At 64.0% G+C, this 16,416-nt stretch carries 17 protein-coding genes; 16 read left to right on the top strand and 1 reads right to left on the bottom strand.

Annotated features, from left to right (window positions below):
• Window positions 1-10 precede the first annotated feature (10 nt).
• Entirely contained in the window at window positions 11-388 is a 378-nt protein-coding gene (locus tag AWB70_RS00455) for a VOC family protein (RefSeq protein ID WP_053567465.1), read from the bottom strand.
• 120 nt (window positions 389-508) lie between these two features.
• Between AWB70_RS00455 and AWB70_RS00460 the strand changes: the two genes are divergently transcribed.
• From AWB70_RS00460 to AWB70_RS00535, 16 genes are all read left to right on the top strand, one after another.
• The gene (locus tag AWB70_RS00460; RefSeq protein WP_053567464.1) at window positions 509-1,492 is read left to right on the top strand and encodes a LysR family transcriptional regulator; all 984 of its coding nucleotides are present in this window, start codon (window positions 509-511) and stop codon (window positions 1,490-1,492) included.
• A 100-nt stretch (window positions 1,493-1,592) separates the two neighbouring features.
• On the top strand, window positions 1,593-2,963 hold the full coding sequence (gene miaB, locus AWB70_RS00465; protein WP_053567463.1) for a tRNA (N6-isopentenyl adenosine(37)-C2)-methylthiotransferase MiaB: 1,371 nt from the start codon (window positions 1,593-1,595) through the stop codon (window positions 2,961-2,963).
• Window positions 2,964-2,975: 12 nt separating this feature from the next.
• Entirely contained in the window at window positions 2,976-4,097 is a 1,122-nt protein-coding gene (locus AWB70_RS00470) for a PhoH family protein (RefSeq protein WP_053567462.1), read from the top strand.
• On the top strand, window positions 4,094-4,558 hold the full coding sequence (gene ybeY, locus AWB70_RS00475) for an rRNA maturation RNase YbeY (RefSeq protein ID WP_053567461.1): 465 nt from the start codon (window positions 4,094-4,096) through the stop codon (window positions 4,556-4,558). The genes AWB70_RS00470 and ybeY overlap by 4 nt, the downstream gene beginning before the upstream one ends.
• A 34-nt stretch (window positions 4,559-4,592) precedes the next feature.
• Window positions 4,593-5,273 carry a gamma-glutamylcyclotransferase gene (locus AWB70_RS00480; RefSeq protein WP_082378026.1) on the top strand — a complete coding sequence of 227 codons (681 nt, stop codon included), beginning with the start codon at window positions 4,593-4,595 and terminating at the stop codon, window positions 5,271-5,273.
• Between the two features lie 194 nt (window positions 5,274-5,467).
• Window positions 5,468-5,767: a type II toxin-antitoxin system HigB family toxin gene (locus AWB70_RS00485; RefSeq protein WP_053567460.1), complete on the top strand. Its 300-nt coding sequence runs from the start codon at window positions 5,468-5,470 to the stop codon at window positions 5,765-5,767.
• A complete protein-coding gene (locus tag AWB70_RS00490) occupies window positions 5,764-6,183 on the top strand; it encodes a helix-turn-helix domain-containing protein (RefSeq protein WP_053567459.1) in 420 nt (139 codons plus the stop codon). Before AWB70_RS00485 ends, AWB70_RS00490 begins: the two co-directional genes overlap by 4 nt.
• 134 nt (window positions 6,184-6,317) lie before the next feature.
• Window positions 6,318-7,223, top strand: a complete 906-nt coding sequence (locus tag AWB70_RS00495; protein ID WP_014190476.1) for a CorC family transporter — start codon at window positions 6,318-6,320, stop codon at window positions 7,221-7,223.
• Between the two features lie 92 nt (window positions 7,224-7,315).
• Window positions 7,316-8,983 (top strand): apolipoprotein N-acyltransferase, encoded by a 1,668-nt coding sequence (gene lnt / locus AWB70_RS00500; RefSeq protein WP_053567458.1) that lies wholly within the window; start codon window positions 7,316-7,318, stop codon window positions 8,981-8,983.
• A gap of 174 nt (window positions 8,984-9,157) precedes the next feature.
• The gene (glyQ, locus tag AWB70_RS00505; protein ID WP_014190474.1) at window positions 9,158-10,186 is read left to right on the top strand and encodes a glycine--tRNA ligase subunit alpha; all 1,029 of its coding nucleotides are present in this window, start codon (window positions 9,158-9,160) and stop codon (window positions 10,184-10,186) included.
• A 17-nt stretch (window positions 10,187-10,203) separates the two neighbouring features.
• On the top strand, window positions 10,204-12,303 hold the full coding sequence (gene glyS, locus AWB70_RS00510; RefSeq protein ID WP_053567457.1) for a glycine--tRNA ligase subunit beta: 2,100 nt from the start codon (window positions 10,204-10,206) through the stop codon (window positions 12,301-12,303).
• 10 nt (window positions 12,304-12,313) lie between these two features.
• Complete coding sequence (gene gmhB / locus AWB70_RS00515) at window positions 12,314-12,871, top strand: D-glycero-beta-D-manno-heptose 1,7-bisphosphate 7-phosphatase (protein WP_014190472.1); 558 nt, start codon at window positions 12,314-12,316, stop codon at window positions 12,869-12,871.
• Window positions 12,872-12,885: 14 nt separating this feature from the next.
• Complete coding sequence (locus AWB70_RS00520; RefSeq protein ID WP_014190471.1) at window positions 12,886-13,659, top strand: lysophospholipid acyltransferase family protein; 774 nt, start codon at window positions 12,886-12,888, stop codon at window positions 13,657-13,659.
• Window positions 13,660-13,745: 86 nt separating this feature from the next.
• The gene (locus tag AWB70_RS00525; protein WP_053567606.1) at window positions 13,746-14,675 is read left to right on the top strand and encodes a M48 family metallopeptidase; all 930 of its coding nucleotides are present in this window, start codon (window positions 13,746-13,748) and stop codon (window positions 14,673-14,675) included.
• Between the two features lie 78 nt (window positions 14,676-14,753).
• Window positions 14,754-15,140, top strand: a complete 387-nt coding sequence (gloA, locus tag AWB70_RS00530) for a lactoylglutathione lyase (protein ID WP_014190469.1) — start codon at window positions 14,754-14,756, stop codon at window positions 15,138-15,140.
• 149 nt (window positions 15,141-15,289) lie between these two features.
• A complete protein-coding gene (locus tag AWB70_RS00535; RefSeq protein WP_053567456.1) occupies window positions 15,290-16,219 on the top strand; it encodes a DMT family transporter in 930 nt (309 codons plus the stop codon).
• Window positions 16,220-16,416: the final 197 nt, after the last annotated feature.

Here is a 16,416-nt window from a genome sequence, read left to right on the forward strand (position 1 = left end):
CAGTTCAGATTCAGGATTCCGCGGTCACGAATTCGATGACGACAGCCGGCGCCAGCCGCACGAAAAGCTGCCGCTCGCGCGTGAGCGGCACGTCGGCGAGCTGATAGGCGTAGCCGTGACAGTCGAGGCGTTCGAGCAAGGCGCGCCACTCGATTTCTTCGTCGATGCGCAGCGCCAGATGGTCGATGCGCGTCGCGGCCGGGCTGCTGGCCGAAGCGCCGACGCCCGAGGCGATCAGATGCACCGCCGGGCGCGAGCCGAGATACAGCCAGTAGCCTCCGACGCCGAAAGGCGGCCGCGGCCCGACGCGCATCCCGGCGATATCGACGAAAAAGCGCATGAGCGGATCGCAGTCGGGCGCGACGAGCGTGACGTGATCGAGTTGCATGGCTTGAACGCTCCGTGAACCGCGTGAAGGTTGCGATTGCCGTGCATTGTGCGAGCCGCGCACGTTTTTGAGAATTGGTCTACGCTTTGAATCATTATCAAAGGCAGATTGAAAATGACGATGGATCGGCTCGGCGACATGCGCCTTTTCGTGGAAGCGGCGGCGGCGGGGAGCCTGTCGGCGGCTGGGCGCAAGCTCGGGCTATCGCCGGCGGCGGCAAGCGCGCGCCTCATCAAGCTCGAAAAGGCGCTGCACACGCGGCTCTTCGAGCGCACGACGCGCCAGTTGCGCGTCACCGACGAAGGCCGTCTGTATCTGCAGCATTGCCGCATCGCGCTGCAGGCGATCGACGACGCCGAAGCCGCGCTTCAGGCCGGCCAGAACGTCGTGCGCGGCAAGGTGCGCATTTCGGCGACCTCGAATTTCGGGCGCTCGCTGCTGCGCGGCTGGCTCGACGAATTCAGCGCGCTGCATCCGGACGTGCGGTTCGCGCTCACGCTGTCGGATTCGGTGTCGAATCTGCTGCAGGAAGAAATCGATCTCGCGATCCGCTTCGGCGCGCCGCCCGACAGCGGGCTCGCCGCGCGCGCGCTCGCGCCGAATCGCCGGGTGCTGTGCGCGTCGCCGGACTATCTCGCGAAGAAAGGCGTGCCGGCGACGCCCGCCGAACTCGTCGGGCACGATTTCCTGGTCGTGGTCACGGCTGCGGGGCCGCTCAACGAACTGAGTTTCGTGCGCGGCGACGAGCGTTACGCGTACACGATCCCGCTCGCGGACGCCTGGGAAACCAACGACGGCGCCCTGCTGCGCGAGTGGGCGCTCGCCGGGCACGGCATCGCGCACAAGTCGATCTGGGATATCGCGGCCGATGTCCGCGCCGGCACGCTCAGGATGGTGCTGCCCGACTGGTGCACGCACGAGGCCGCCGTCCACGCCCTCTTCCACGCGAACCGCTACATGGCGCCGCGCGTGCGCGTGCTGCTGGACTTTCTGGTCGAGCGCTTCCGCACCAACACGGACGAGTTGCTCGGCGAGCTTGCCTATCCGCCGGACAAGCGCCTAACGCCGTCAGGAATGGCCGCCGGCGCTATAATATCGGGCTAAATTGCAGTAAAAAGCGGGCCGTTCACGGTAGAAGCGCTCGCAAAACCCTTCAATCCCTAACCAGCGCCCCCAGGTTAACCACTGCGACCGGCGACGATTCATGACCAAGAAAGTTTATGTAAAGACCTTTGGCTGCCAGATGAACGAGTACGACTCCGACAAGATGGTCGACGTACTCGGCGCGGCGGAAGGACTCGTCAAGACGGACACGCCCGAAGACGCGGACGTCATTCTGTTCAACACGTGCTCGGTGCGCGAGAAGGCCCAGGAGAAAGTGTTCTCCGATCTCGGCCGCGTGCGCGAGCTCAAGGAAGCCAACCCGAATCTTCTGATCGGCGTCGGCGGTTGCGTCGCGAGCCAGGAAGGGGCGTCGATCGTCGCGCGCGCGCCGTATGTCGATCTCGTATTCGGCCCGCAGACGCTGCATCGCCTGCCCGCGATGATCGATCAGCGCCGCGCCACCGGCCGCGCGCAGGTCGACATCTCGTTCCCGGAAATCGAGAAGTTCGATCACTTGCCGCCCGCGCGCGTCGACGGCCCGAGCGCGTTCGTGTCGATCATGGAAGGCTGCTCGAAATATTGCAGCTATTGCGTCGTGCCGTACACGCGCGGCGAAGAAGTCTCGCGCCCGCTCGACGACGTGCTCACCGAAATCGCCGGCCTGGCGGATCAGGGCGTGCGCGAAGTCACGCTGCTCGGCCAGAACGTGAACGCTTACCGCGGCGCGCTGACGCTCGGTTCGTCCGAAATCGCGGATTTCGCGACGCTCATCGAGTACGTCGCCGAAGTGCCGGGCATCGAACGCATTCGTTACACCACGTCGCATCCGAAGGAATTCACGCAGCGTCTCATCGACACCTACGCGAAGGTGCCCAAGCTCGTGTCGCATCTGCATTTGCCGGTGCAGCACGGCTCCGACCGCATCCTGATGGCGATGAAACGCGGCTATACCGTGCTCGAATACAAGTCAGTCATCCGCAAGCTGCGCGCGATTCGCCCGGATTTGTCGCTGTCGACGGACTTCATCGTCGGCTTTCCCGGCGAGACCGAGGAAGATTTCAACAAGATGATGGCGCTCGTCGACGAGATGCGCTACGACACGAGCTTCTCGTTCATCTACAGCCCGCGCCCCGGCACGCCCGCCGCGAATCTGCACGACGACACGCCGCGCGAAGTCAAGCTCAAACGCCTGCAACATCTTCAGGCGACGATCGAGGAAAACGTGCAGCGCATCAGCGCTTCGATGGTCGGCAAAACCGAGCGCATTCTGGTCGAACGCCCGGCGCGCAAGGATCCGAACGAGCTCGCGGGCCGCACGCAGAATAATCGCGTCGTCAATTTCCCCGCGCCGGCGGCATCGCACGCGCGCCTGATCGGGCAGATGATCGACGTGAAGATCGTGCACGCGTATCCGCATTCGCTGCGCGGCGAACTGGTGCTCGCGCCAGAGACGACCGCAGTCGCTTATTGAAGACAGCACACTTTGAAGAACGCTCCTACGCAGCATCTGGAATTCACCGCACCGCGCGAGGACAACGCGCGGCTCGCCAACCTCTGCGGCCCGCTCGACGAGAACCTGCGGCAGATCGAGCAGGCGCTCGACGTGACGCTTTCGCGGCGCGGCCACAAGATTTCGATTCGTGGCCGTGGCGCGAAAGTCGCGCTCGCCGCGCTCGAAAACTTCTACAATCGCGCGCGCGATCCGATTTCCGTCGACGATATTCAACTTGCGCTGGTCGAGGCGCGCCATGCCACCCGCCGTGCGCGGGAAGCGCGCGAGGCCAACGGCGAAGGCGGCGAAGTCGATCCGCGTTTTCGCGGCGACGATCCGGATCATCCCTTCGATGAACCGAGCGCCACGATGGATCTCGGCGAAGACGAGGATCACGGTCCGAAGCTCTACACGCGACGCGCCGATCTCCGCGGCCGCACGCCGGCGCAGCGCGAATATCTCAAGCAGATTCTTCAGCACGACGTGACCTTCGGCATCGGGCCGGCGGGCACGGGCAAGACCTATCTCGCGGTGGCGTGCGCGGTCGATGCGCTCGAACGCGATCAGGTGAAGCGCATCGTGCTCACGCGTCCGGCCGTCGAGGCGGGCGAGCGGCTCGGTTTCCTGCCGGGCGATCTCGCGCAGAAGGTCGATCCGTATCTGCGACCGCTGTACGACGCGCTCTACGATCTGCTCGGCTTCGACAAGACCGCGAAGATGTTCGAGCGCCAGATGATCGAAATCGCGCCGCTCGCCTACATGCGCGGCCGCACGCTGAACCACGCGTTCATCATTCTCGACGAGGCGCAGAACACCACGCCGGAGCAGATGAAGATGTTCCTGACGCGTATCGGCTTCGGCTCGAAGGCGGTCGTCACCGGCGACACGACGCAGGTCGATTTGCCGCGCGGACAGAAGAGCGGGCTCATCGAGGCGCAGCACGTGCTGTCGGAAGTGCGCGGCATCGCGATCACGCATTTCACCTCGGCGGACGTGGTGCGGCATCCGCTCGTCGCGCGCATCGTCGAGGCTTACGATGCGCAGGCGCAGAAAGACGCCGCATTGGCCGAGGCCGCGCGCCAGGCGCAACAGTCGCAGCACAAGTCCGAATGACGCCGCGCCTCACGCTCACCTTGCAGTTTCCCGCCGCGAAGGCGTTTCCGTCGCACAAGGCAATCCTGCCGCGCGCGACGGTCGTGCGCTGGATCAAGGCGTCGCTCTTCGCCGACGCCGAACTGACCGTGCGCTTCGTCAGCGAGGAAGAAGGCCGCATGCTCAACCGCACGTATCGGCAGAAAGATTACGCGACGAACGTGCTCACCTTCGCCTATGCGGAGTCCGAGGACGATCCCGTCGCGGGCGACCTGATTCTGTGCTGTCCGGTGGTCGAGCGCGAGGCGGCCGAACAGGGCAAGCCGCTCGCGGCGCATTACGCGCATCTGATCGTCCACGGCACGCTGCATGCGCAGGGCTACGACCATGAAGTCGAGAGCGAGGCGCAAGAGATGGAATCGATCGAGACGGATATCATGCAATCTCTGGGATTTTCCGATCCTTACGTGCCCTTGACCTGAGCCCGTCCGATGTCCTCGATGTGTTGAAAACGCCGTGAACGACAAGACGCCCGACTCCCCTTCACTCACTGACATTGCGTCTGCGCCCGACGCCGGCTATCCGCCCGCGCTCGGCGATTCCGCACTGTGGACGGAGGCCGAACTCGCGGCGTCTCGCGAAGCGGCGTTCGCGCATTGGGATGGCCAGTCGGACGTGTGGCTCTTCGGCTACGGATCGCTGATCTGGAACCCCGGGCTGCCGACGGTCGAAGCCGTGCGCGGGAAGGTGCATGGCTATCATCGCGGGCTGTATCTGTGGTCGCGGGTGAATCGCGGCACGCCGGAGCAGCCGGGCCTCGTGCTCGCGCTCGATCGCGGCGGCTCGTGCACCGGCATGGCGTTTCGTCTCGAGGGCGCCGGCGCGACCGAACATCTCGACGTATTGTGGCGCCGTGAAATGGCGATGGGCTCGTACCGGCCCGCGTGGCTGCCGTGCACGCTTGCGGACGGACGGCGCGTCGAGGCGCTCGCATTCGTGATGCGGCGCGAAGCGGCCTCATACACGGGCAAGCTCGCCGATCCGATCGTGCGCACGGTGCTGGGATGCGCGAGCGGCCGCTACGGCACGACACTCGATTACGTCAGCCGGACGGTCGAGGCGCTGAGAGAAAGCGGCATGCCGGACCGGGCGCTGGAGGCGTTGTTGAGGCGATGCCAGGCGCAAAAGCCGCAGTGATCCGTATGAAATTTGTTGTTGTGCATCGGCCGTTCGGCCAGCGGTGGGGGGCGGACCTTCATCGCGCCCATTCTTTCCGTTAAGGTCTTCGCCAGAGGCACGATGAACGCCACGCGAACTTCGCATCTTGCGAACTTCGCGTTTTGCGAATAAAGTGGAATTCAAAGCGAGATCTTTCGGGAAGGGAAGGCAGGATGCGGGTGATTTCGAAGAAGGTGCTGGAAGAATTCGTTGATAAGCACTCGGCCGCCAGGAGTTCTCTCTTCGCTTGGTATAGATTGGCAAGTAAGTGTCAGGCAGACGACCTGAGCGGGCTCAGGAAAACTTTCAGCTCCATCGACTACGTTCCGCCCCAGTACTACGTGTTCGATATCGGCGGCAACAACTTTCGCGTCATCGCCGCGATTCACTTCAATCGGCAAATGTTGTTCGTTCGTCATGTGTTCACACACAAACAGTACGATCAATGGACCGAAGCAAACAGAGGCAAATGAAAGCTCATAGCCATTCGGGAGGCATTCCCGAATTCGCGAAAACCTGGTCCACGTTACAAGGCCAGGTCTTCCTCAAGCCGATTCGCAGCGACGACGACTATCGCAGGATGGTTGCGCTCGCCAACGAACTGGCCGATCACCTCGACGACGAAGAAGGATCGCTCGCCGATTTGTTCGGCGTGGTCACGGACCTCATCGAAGTGTGGGAATCGCATCATCCGGACCTGCCGAGAGCCGAGCCGAAGGACGTCCTTCGCTATTTGCTGGACACGCACGACCTGAAGCAGAAGGACCTGGCCGACATCGCTTCGCCAACCGTTATCAGCGACATCCTCGCCGGCCGCCGCGCCATCAGCAAGAGCGTCGCGAAGGCGTTGGCCGAACGATTCGGCACCGATGTCAGCGCTTTCCTGTGATTCCGCCTCATCGTGACAAGATGCTTCTCAACACAAACCGAAACATGCGCGCCGCGCCACGCAGCCCGCGTTTTTCCCTGGTGTATGCTTAACTTTCCGCAAACCCGCGCCCGGTCGCTTCCGGGCGCCCCGCTATGAACGAACCCTATCCCAGTCGACGCCATTCCGACAAACCGCAGGAAAAGCGCTCGCTTCTCGAACGCTTGACCGATTTCATCTCGCACGAGCCCGAATCCCGCGACGAGCTTCTCGAAGTGCTTCAGGACGCGCATGAGCGCAACCTGCTCGACGCCGATTCGCTCTCGATGATCGAAGGCGTCTTTCAGGTGTCCGATCTCTGCGCGCGCGACATCATGATTCCGCGCGCCCAGATGGACGCCATCAATATCGCGGACACGCCCGCCGAGTTCATCCCCTTCGTGCTCGAAAAAGCACACTCGCGCTATCCCGTGTACGAAGGCAATCGCGACAACGTCATCGGCGTGCTGCTCGCGAAAGACCTCCTGCGCTACTACGCCGAAGAGGAATTCGACGTGCGCGGCATGCTGCGCCCCGCCGTCTTCATTCCGGAATCGAAGCGCCTGAACGTGCTGCTGCACGACTTTCGCGTGAACCGCAATCACATCGCGATCGTCGTCGACGAATACGGCGGCGTGGCGGGCCTCATCACCATCGAGGACGTGCTGGAGCAGATCGTCGGCGATATCGAGGACGAATACGATTTCGACGAGGAAGCCGGCAACATCATCGCGACGCCCGACGGCAAGTATCGCGTGCGCGCGCTCACCGGCATCGAACAGTTCAACGACGAATTCGGCACCGATTTCTCCGACGACGAAGTGGACACCATCGGCGGTCTCGTCACGCATCGCTTCGGGCGCGTACCGCATCGCGGCGAAAAGGTGCGCATCGACGATTTCGTGTTCGAGATCCTGCGCGGCGACGCCCGGCAGATTCACGTTATCCTCGTGAGGCGCGTGCCGAATCTGGCGCAGCAACATCATCAATCGGGCGACGACGAAGACGAATTGCGCGACTAAGCGCACGGCGGGCGACCCGATCGAAGGGCGCCCGCCCTCATCCGTTCGCCCTAATCCATTCGCCCGCTTCCGTTTCATCTCGACCGTCATCAATGGCCGATTCATCGTTTCCCTTTCTCTCCCGTCAACGCGACGTCTCCGTGACCGCCACGGCGCCGCGCGCGCTGCCGTTCTGGCATTACCTCGTCGCCGCCGTGCTCGGCGCCGTCAACACGCTCTCGTTCGCGCCGACGCCGCATGGCGGCTGGATGGAACTCGTCATCTTCGCGCTGTTCTTCGCGTGGCTTTCGCGCACGAACGGCTGGAAGAGCGCCGCCGCAACCGGCTGGGCGTTCGGCTTCGGCAACTTCGTGACGGGCGTGTGGTGGCTCTACGTGAGCATGCACGTGTACGGCGGCATGGCCGCGCCGCTCGCCGCCGCCGCGGTCGCGCTGTTCTCGCTGTATCTCGCGCTCTATCCGGCGTTGTCCGCGGTGGCGTGGTCGTTCGTCGCGGGGCGCGCGCGTTTCGGCGATGAAGACGCCGCCACCGCGCGCGACATCGACGCATCGCCGCGTCATGCGCCGACGTGGCACGGCGCGTTCGCGTTCGCGAGCGCGTGGGCGCTCGGCGAATGGCTGCGCGGTCTGGTGTTCACCGGCTTTCCGTGGCTCGCGAGCGGCTATGCGCAGGTCGACGGGCCGCTCAAGGGCTTCGGCGCGATCGTCGGCGTGTATGGCGTCGGCTGGGTGCTCGCGCTCGTCGCGGCGCTCGTCGTGCAGGCGGTGTATCACGTTCGCAAGACACGGCGGCTCGCGTTCGCGCCGGGTGTCGTCGCGCTTCTTCTGATCGTCGCGGGCATGCTGCTGTCGCTCGTGCAATGGACCACGCCCGCCAACGCGCCGCTCGACGTGCGGCTTCTGCAAGGCAACGTGAAGCAGGAGATGAAGTTCGAACAGGCGGGCGTCGATGAATCGCTCGCGCTCTACAAGCGGCTCATCACCGCGAAACCCGCCGATCTGATCGTCACGCCGGAAACCGCGCTGCCCATTTTGTCCGTGCAGATTCCGCAGGATTTCGCAGTGGCGATACGCAACTTCGCGGACGATACGAACTCGTCGATCCTGTTCGGCGCGATCGGCGTCACGATCCTTCCCGATGGCCGCGCGACCGATTTCACCAACAGCCTCTTCGGCGTCACGCCGCACGTGAACGGCGTGTATCGCTACGACAAGCATCATCTCGTGCCCTTCGGCGAATTCGTGCCGCTCGGCTTTCACTGGTTCGTCCGCATGATGGGCATTCCGCTCGGCGATCTCGCGCGCGGGCCGATCGCGCAGAAGGCGTTCCTCGTGCATAACCAGCCGGTCGCCGTCGATATCTGCTACGAGGACATCTTCGGCGAAGAGATCGCAAAGACGATTCGCGATCAGGAAACGCCCGCGGGCATTCTCATCAACTCGACGAATCTCGCATGGTTCGGCAATACGATTGCGCTCGACCAGCACTTGCAAATCGCGCGCATGCGTTCGATCGAAACCGGCCGGCCGATGCTGCGCGCGACCAACACCGGCATGACGGCGGCGATCGCGGCGAACGGCGATGTCATGTCGAAGCTGCCGACATTCACGACCGGCGTGCTCGAAGCGCGTGTGCAAGGCACGTCGGGCAACACGCCGTATGTGACGAGCGGGAATATGACGGTGATCGCGGTGTCGCTCGTGCTGCTGGCGTTCGGGTTCGCGTTTGCGCCGAACCGGAAACGCTCCGGCACGCGCTGAACACCGCTTGAAACAAAGCCGCGTCGCGCGCTGCGGCGCGGCGCGTACGCTTCACCCTCCTCCCAAAAAGCCGCACCCGCCACTCCATTCGGCTAAAATTCAACGTTTCAGCACTTCGGCCGAGCCTCCGAGTCGCGTCGTCACGACGATGGCCGCGCCCCGCACAAGGCAATCATGCTCACTTTCCAGCAAATCATTCTGACGCTGCAGTCCTACTGGAACGAGAAGGGCTGCGCGCTCCTCCAGCCGATCGACATGGAAGTCGGCGCGGGCACCTCGCACGTCCATACGTTCCTGCGCGCGATCGGCCCCGAGCCGTGGCGCGCGGCCTACGTTCAACCGTCGCGCCGCCCGAAAGACGGCCGCTACGGTGAAAATCCGAACCGCCTGCAGCACTACTATCAGTATCAGGTCGTGCTGAAGCCCGCGCCCGACAACATCCTCGATCTGTATCTCGGCTCGCTCGAAGCGCTCGGCTTCGACCTGAAGCAGAACGACGTGCGCTTCGTCGAAGACGACTGGGAAAACCCAACGCTCGGCGCGTGGGGTCTCGGCTGGGAAGTGTGGTTGAACGGCATGGAAGTGACGCAGTTCACGTATTTCCAGCAGGCGGGCGGCATCGACTGCAAGCCCGTGCTCGGCGAAATCACCTACGGTCTCGAACGCCTCGCCATGTACCTGCAAAAGGTCGAGAACGTGTACGACCTCATCTGGACCGAATGGGAAGAAGACGGCCCGAATGGCAAGGAATTGCGCCGCCTGACCTACGGCGACGTCTATCACCAGAACGAAGTCGAGCAGTCCACCTACAACTTCGAGCACGCGAACGTCGATCTGCTCTTCACTTTCTTCAAGAGCTACGAAGAAGAAGCGAAGAAGATGATCGAAGCGAAGCTCGCGCTGCCCGCCTATGAACTCGTGCTGAAGGCCGGCCACACGTTCAATCTGCTCGATGCGCGCGGCGCCATTTCCGTAACGGAGCGCGCGGCGTATATCGGCCGCATCCGCGCGTTGTCGCGTCTCGTCGCGCAGGCTTACTACGATTCGCGCGAAGCGCTCGGCTTCCCGATGCTCGGCAATCCGGTCAGGGGCGATCGCGATCTCGTCACCGACGAGCAGGAAGCGCAGCGTCCCGCATGGGCGCCGCCGCTCAAGGTCGAAAGCGCGCCGCCGGGCGAAACCCGCAACAACGAACAGGTTTGACGAGGCTCGACAGAACAATGACGCAATCCAACAACGCTTCGCTCCTCGTCGAGCTCCTGACCGAAGAACTGCCGCCGAAGGCGCTCGCGCGTCTCGGCACCGCTTTCGCCGATGGCATCGTGGAGCGGCTCGCCGCGCGCGATCTCATCGACGGAACGCCTGTGTTCGAGAAGTACGCAACGCCGCGCCGCCTTGCCGTGCTCATCAAGAACGTGCGCGATGTCGCGCCGGAAAAGCAGGTGCGCGAGAAAGTGCTGCCGGTCACGGTCGCGCTCGATAAGGAAGGCAATCCCACGCCGCCGCTCGCAAAGAAGCTCGCGGCGCTCGGCTTTCCCGACTTTCCGCTCTCCGAGCTCGAACGCGCGCAGGACGGCAAGGCCGAAGCGTTCTTCCTGCGCTACGCCGCGCCCGGCGCCACGCTCGCCGACGGCCTGCAGGCCGCGCTCGATGAAACGCTCGGCAAGCTGCCGATTCCGAAGGTCATGACGTATCAGCGCCCGGACGGCACTAGCGTGCAGTTCGTGCGTCCGGTGCAGCGCCTCGTCGCGATGCACGGCCGCGAGGTCGTGCCGGTCAGCGCGCTCGGCGTCGATTCGGGCGATACGACCATCGGTCATCGGTTCATGTCGCACGGCTTCGTCGCCATCGCTCACGCCGATGACTACGCCGACACGCTGCGTCACAAGGGCCACGTCGTCGCGAACTTCGACGATCGCCGCGAATCGATCCGCACGCAGCTTCAGGCCTTCGCGGGCGAAGACCGCGTCGTGATGCCCGAAGCGCTGCTCGACGAAGTGAACGCGCTCGTCGAATGGCCGGTCGTCTACGAATGCCGCTTCGACGAGGAATTCCTGCAAGTGCCGCAGGAATGTCTGATCCTCACGATGCAGACCAACCAGAAGTACTTCGCGCTCACGGATCAGAACGGCAAGCTGCGCTCGCGCTTTCTGATCGTCTCGAATATCGATACGAAGACGCCCGGCGAGATCGTCGAAGGCAACCAGCGCGTCGTGCGCCCGCGTCTTGCCGACGCCAAGTTCTTCTTCACGCAGGACAAGAAGAAGCGTCTCGAAGACCGCGTGCCGCTGCTCGCGAACGTCGTGTATCACAACAAGCTCGGCTCCACGCTGCAACGGGTCGAGCGCCTGGAAGCGCTCGCGGGCGAAATCGCGCCGATGGTCGGCGTCGATGCCGCATTGACGCGCCGCGCCGCGCGTCTCGCGAAGGCGGATCTGCTGACCGACATGGTCGGCGAATTCCCCGAACTGCAAGGCACGATGGGCACGTACTACGCGCGCCACGACGGCGAGCCGGAAGAAGTCGCGCTCGCGTGCTCAGAGCATTATCAGCCGCGCTTCTCGGGCGATGAAACGCCGTCGACGGGCGTCGGCGCGGCGGTCGCGCTCGCGGACAAGCTGGAAACCATCGTCGGCATCTGGGGCATCGGGCTTGCGCCGACCGGCGAAAAAGATCCGTTCGCGCTGCGCCGTCACGCGCTCGGCGTGCTGCGTATCCTGCTGGAAAAGAAGCTGCCGGTCGATCTGCGCGATCTCGTCGGCGCGGCGCAGCGTCAGTTCGCCGGCGTGCCGCACGTCGCCGATTCGCAGGAAGCGGTGTACGCGTTCTTCATCGACCGTTTGCGCGGGCTGTTGCGCGAACGCGGCTTCGAAGCGAACGATATCGAAGCCGTGCTGAGCCTGAACCCGACGCGGCTTGACGACATCGTCGCGCGCCTCGACGCCGTGCGCGAGTTCGGCGCGCTGCCGGAAGCCGCGGCGCTCGCGGCCGCCAACAAGCGCATCTCGAACATTCTCAAGAAGTCCGAACAGGGCGCGCCGTCCACGGTGAACAAGGCGCTGCTCGTCGAAGCGGCCGAGAAGAATCTGTACGCGCAGATCGAAGCGGTTGCGCCGCGCGTGCAAAGCCAGCTCGCCGCGCGCAACTACACGGAAGCGCTCACGGCGCTCGCCGCTCTGCGCGAAAGCGTCGATACCTTCTTCGACGACGTGATGGTCAACGCCGAAGACCCCGCGCTTCGCAACAACCGTCTCGCGTTGCTGAGCGCGCTGCATCAGCAGATGAACTGCGTCGCGGACATCTCGAAGCTCGCCGCATAGAGCGCCGATCATGGTCATGAACAGAAAGCTCGTCATCCTCGATCGCGACGGCGTCATCAACGTCGATTCGGATGCGTTCATCAAGTCGCCGGACGAATGGGTCGCCATTCCCGGCAGCCTCGAAGCGATCGCGCGTCTGAATCAGGCGGGCTATCGCGTGGCGATCGCATCGAACCAGTCGGGCATCGGGCGCGGGCTCTTCGACATGGCCGCACTCAACGCGATGCATCAGAAGATGAATCGCGCGGCGGCGGCTGTCGGCGGGCGCATCGACGCGGTGTTTTTCTGCCCGCACACGGCCGAAGACCAGTGCGATTGCAGAAAACCGCGGCCCGGCATGTTGCAGCAGATCATCGACCGCTTCGAGATCGATCCGGAGGACACGCCGGTCGTCGGCGATTCGCTGCGCGATCTTCAGGCGGGCGCGGCACTCGGCTTTCCCACGCATCTCGTGCTCACCGGCAAAGGCGAAAAGACGCTCGCGGAAGGCGAACTGCCCGAAGGCACGCTCGTGCACAAGGATCTGCGCGCGTTCGCGCTGCATTTCCTCGCACGTCATCAAGACTGATTCCGGCTTCATTCATGCGCTTCATCCGTTCGTTGCTGTTGATGCTTTACTTCATCGTGTACACGGCGCCGTACGCGGTCGCGTGCTTCATCGCGTTTCCGTTCATGCGCGCCGACAAGCGCTACTGGATGGCGGCGGGCTGGTGCAAATCGACGATCGTCGTGCTGCGGCATCTCATCGGCATCCGCTATACGATCGAAGGCATGGAGAATCTGCCGAACGGGCCGGCCGTGCTGCTCTCGAAGCATCAGTCCGCATGGGAAACGCTCGCGTTCCCCGCGCTCATGCCGCGTCCGCTCTGCTACGTGTTCAAGCGCGAGCTGCTGTTCGTGCCGTTCTTCGGCTGGGCGCTCGGGCTCCTGAAGATGGTGCACATCGACCGCAAGCAGGGCCGCGATGCGTTCGCGTCGGTCACGCGCCAGGGCCGCGCGCGCATGGATGACGGCGCGTGGGTCATCATGTTTCCCGAAGGTACGCGCACGCGCGTGGGCAGCCAGGGCAAGTACAAGACGGGCGGCGCGCGCTTCGCGGTCGCGACCGGCGCGCCCGTCGTGCCGATCGCGCATAACGCGGGGCACGTATGGCCGCGCAATTCGTTCATCAAATATCCGGGTATAGTCACGGTGTCGATCGGCAAGCCGATCGATACGGCGGGCCTCACGCCCGAAGAAGTGAACACGCGCGTCGAAAGCTGGATCGAAACGGAAATGCGCCGCATCGATCCGCAAGCTTACGCCGCGCCGAACGCGCAGCCGGGTGAAGCCGGCGCCGCGGGCGCGGGCCGCTGAGCGGCTCACGCTTAAGTCTTACGAGCCGCGGCGTGCCTTACTCGTTCTTCTCGTCATTCCTGCGCCGTGAGCGCAAAGCCGAGCCGATGCAGAAAGCCCCCTCGCGACAGCGCCCCGCCGTCGCGCTCGACACCCTGCAACTCGATCTGCCGTTCGAGCATGCGCCGGCCTACTCCGGCGCGCCGCCCGCGAGCAGTCCCGCGCCTTTGCGCGGCGACGTTCCGGGCGCCGATCCCGTTCCCATCCTCACCCCCGCGACACCCGCAACGCCCGCAGCGCCGCTGCCCGATGGCGTGCGCCTGCGCCGCATCGCGCTCAAGGCGGGCGCGCTCGAATATCGGTTGAAGCGCTCGTCGCGGCGCACGATCGGCTTTTGCATCGACGGCACCGGGCTCGCGATCACCGCGCCGCGCTGGGTGACGATCGCGGACATCGAGAGCGCGATCCTCGACAAGCAGAACTGGATCGTCAAGAAGATCACGGAATGGCAGACGCGCGTCGAGCAGCGCGCGCTGCCGCGGATCGTGTGGAAGGACGGCGCGCAGTTTCCGTATCTCGGCAAGACGATCAGCGTGTCGCTCGGCTCGTCCGCAAGCGCGCTGTCCTTCGATGACCAAACCAACGTCCTTTCGATCGCCCTGCCCGCACACGCGGACGCGCAGCAGATCAAGGACCGCGTGCAAGGCTGGCTGCAATCCGAGGCGAAGCGCATCTACGGGGATCGGCTCGCGGTGTACGCGGCGAAGCTCGGCGTGGAGTATCGCGCGTATGCGCTGTCGGCGGCGGCGACGCGCTGGGGCAGTTGTTCCAGCGACGGCAAAATCCGCCTGAACTGGCGGCTCATCCATTTCCCGATGTCGATCATCGACTACGTGGTCGCGCACGAGCTTGCGCATCTGCGTGAGATGAATCACAGCCCGCGCTTCTGGCAAACGGTCGAATCCATCTTTCCGGAGTTCCGCGAGGCGCGGCATACGCTCAAGCATCATCCGCCGGATCTGCTGCCGGCGCTGTGAGCGTCGTCAGCGTATAAAAAGCGCCGACGGTACAATTTCCTTCCTGCCCCCCCGCAATCACATAAACAGGAACCCACCATGCGACTCCTCCATACGATGCTGCGCGTCGGCGATCTGCAGCGTTCCATCGATTTCTACACGCGCATTCTCGGCATGAAAGTGCTGCGTCAAAGCGAAAACACCGAGTACAAGTACACGCTCGCGTTCGTCGGCTACGGCCCGGAAACCGAGAACAGCGTGCTCGAACTGACCTACAACTGGGGCACCGACAAGTACGATCTCGGCACGGCATACGGCCATATCGCGCTCGAAGTCGATGACGCCGCCGATGCGTGCGAGCGCATTCGTCAGGCGGGCGGCAAGGTCACGCGCGAAGCCGGTCCGGTGAAGGGCGGCACGACCGTGATCGCGTTCGTCGAAGATCCGGACGGCTACAAGGTGGAGCTGATCGAAAAGCATTCCTGAGTCACGCCGGACCCTCGCGCGCCGCACGTTCGCCGCGGCGCGCAAAACTTCGCAATCTCCACGGGCTCGTCCCGACCTTTCGCTCATCGGCGCCCGTTCGCTGGCACAATCGACGCTCCAAATCAGTGCACGCCTGACCGAGCCCGCCGATGAGCACGCCCTCTCTCGCCCTGCGCCGCGCCCCGGACGCCACCGCCATCATCGTGATGATCGCGCTGTGCGGCGCATGGGGATTCCAGCAAGTCGCGATCAAGGAAGCGAACGCATCGATTCCGCCGATGCTCCAAGCCGGCATCCGCTCGCTGATCGCAACGTTTCTCGTCTGGATCTGGACGCGCACGCGCGGCGTGCCGCTTTTCCAGCGCGACGACACCCTGCCCGCCGGCCTGCTCGCGGGCGTGCTGTTCGGCGGCGAGTTCGTCTGCATTTTCTTCGGCCTGAGCCTCACGACCGCGACGCGTATGGCCGTGTTTCTCTACACCGCGCCGTGCTTCACCGCGCTCGGGCTGCACTGGTTCGTCGCGGGCGAGCGGCTGTCGCGCGCGCAGTGGAGCGGCATCGCGCTCGCGTTCTGCGGCATCGCGCTGGCCTTCGCCGATGGCTTCCTGCACGGCAATCCGAACAGCGCGTCGACGCTGCACGGCATCGCGGGCGATGCGCTCGGCATTCTCGCCGGCCTCTTCTGGGCCGCGACGACGGTCGTCGTGCGGGCGTCCACGCTGGCGCACGCGAGCGCGAGCAAGACGTTGTTCTATCAGCTGGCGGTATCGGCGGTCTTGCTGCTCGTGCTCGCGGCGGGCATCGGGCAGACGCACGTCGAAGCGGTGTCGCCGCTCACGATCGCGAGCCTCGCGTATCAGGCGATCGTCGTGGCGTTCATCAGCTATCTGACGTGGTTCTGGCTGCTCACGCGCTATATGGCGTCGCGGCTTTCGGTGTTCTCGTTTCTCACGCCGATCTTCGGCGTCGCCTTTGGCGTGCTGCTGCTCGGCGAGCATTTCACCGCGCGCTTCATGGCCGCCGCGGCGATGGTGCTCGCGGGCATCGCGCTGGTGAACCGGCCGGCGCGCAAACAATGACTAGTCATAGGCACCAAACTCGCATCTAGGCAACAACTCCACTTCTAATTATTGCCGAAAAACAAATTTAGTTCGGACTACACTTATTCAGTCAAACTAAGTGTGCACCTATCTTCTCTGCTGCTCTATTGAACTAGAGCGTTCGTGCATGTAAGCGCGCCGCATCCGCTCTTTTCCGATGAGGATTCATCGGCGCA

This window comes from Caballeronia cordobensis (assembly GCF_001544575.2).
Lineage (GTDB): Bacteria > Pseudomonadota > Gammaproteobacteria > Burkholderiales > Burkholderiaceae > Caballeronia > Caballeronia cordobensis.

What these genes read in the sequence shown, in the direction of transcription:
- AWB70_RS00455 (WP_053567465.1), bottom strand. Translation starts at nt 388, where the DNA reads ATGCAACTCGATCACGTCACGCTCGTCGCGCCCGACTGCGATCCGCTC.
- AWB70_RS00460 (WP_053567464.1), top strand. Translation starts at nt 509, where the DNA reads ATGGATCGGCTCGGCGACATGCGCCTTTTCGTGGAAGCGGCGGCGGCG.
- miaB (WP_053567463.1), top strand. Translation starts at nt 1,593, where the DNA reads ATGACCAAGAAAGTTTATGTAAAGACCTTTGGCTGCCAGATGAACGAG.
- ybeY (WP_053567461.1), top strand. Translation starts at nt 4,094, where the DNA reads ATGACGCCGCGCCTCACGCTCACCTTGCAGTTTCCCGCCGCGAAGGCG.
- AWB70_RS00485 (WP_053567460.1), top strand. Translation starts at nt 5,468, where the DNA reads ATGCGGGTGATTTCGAAGAAGGTGCTGGAAGAATTCGTTGATAAGCAC.
- AWB70_RS00490 (WP_053567459.1), top strand. Translation starts at nt 5,764, where the DNA reads ATGAAAGCTCATAGCCATTCGGGAGGCATTCCCGAATTCGCGAAAACC.
- AWB70_RS00495 (WP_014190476.1), top strand. Translation starts at nt 6,318, where the DNA reads ATGAACGAACCCTATCCCAGTCGACGCCATTCCGACAAACCGCAGGAA.
- lnt (WP_053567458.1), top strand. Translation starts at nt 7,316, where the DNA reads ATGGCCGATTCATCGTTTCCCTTTCTCTCCCGTCAACGCGACGTCTCC.
- glyQ (WP_014190474.1), top strand. Translation starts at nt 9,158, where the DNA reads ATGCTCACTTTCCAGCAAATCATTCTGACGCTGCAGTCCTACTGGAAC.
- glyS (WP_053567457.1), top strand. Translation starts at nt 10,204, where the DNA reads ATGACGCAATCCAACAACGCTTCGCTCCTCGTCGAGCTCCTGACCGAA.
- gmhB (WP_014190472.1), top strand. Translation starts at nt 12,314, where the DNA reads ATGGTCATGAACAGAAAGCTCGTCATCCTCGATCGCGACGGCGTCATC.
- AWB70_RS00520 (WP_014190471.1), top strand. Translation starts at nt 12,886, where the DNA reads ATGCGCTTCATCCGTTCGTTGCTGTTGATGCTTTACTTCATCGTGTAC.
- AWB70_RS00525 (WP_053567606.1), top strand. Translation starts at nt 13,746, where the DNA reads ATGCAGAAAGCCCCCTCGCGACAGCGCCCCGCCGTCGCGCTCGACACC.
- gloA (WP_014190469.1), top strand. Translation starts at nt 14,754, where the DNA reads ATGCGACTCCTCCATACGATGCTGCGCGTCGGCGATCTGCAGCGTTCC.
- AWB70_RS00535 (WP_053567456.1), top strand. Translation starts at nt 15,290, where the DNA reads ATGAGCACGCCCTCTCTCGCCCTGCGCCGCGCCCCGGACGCCACCGCC.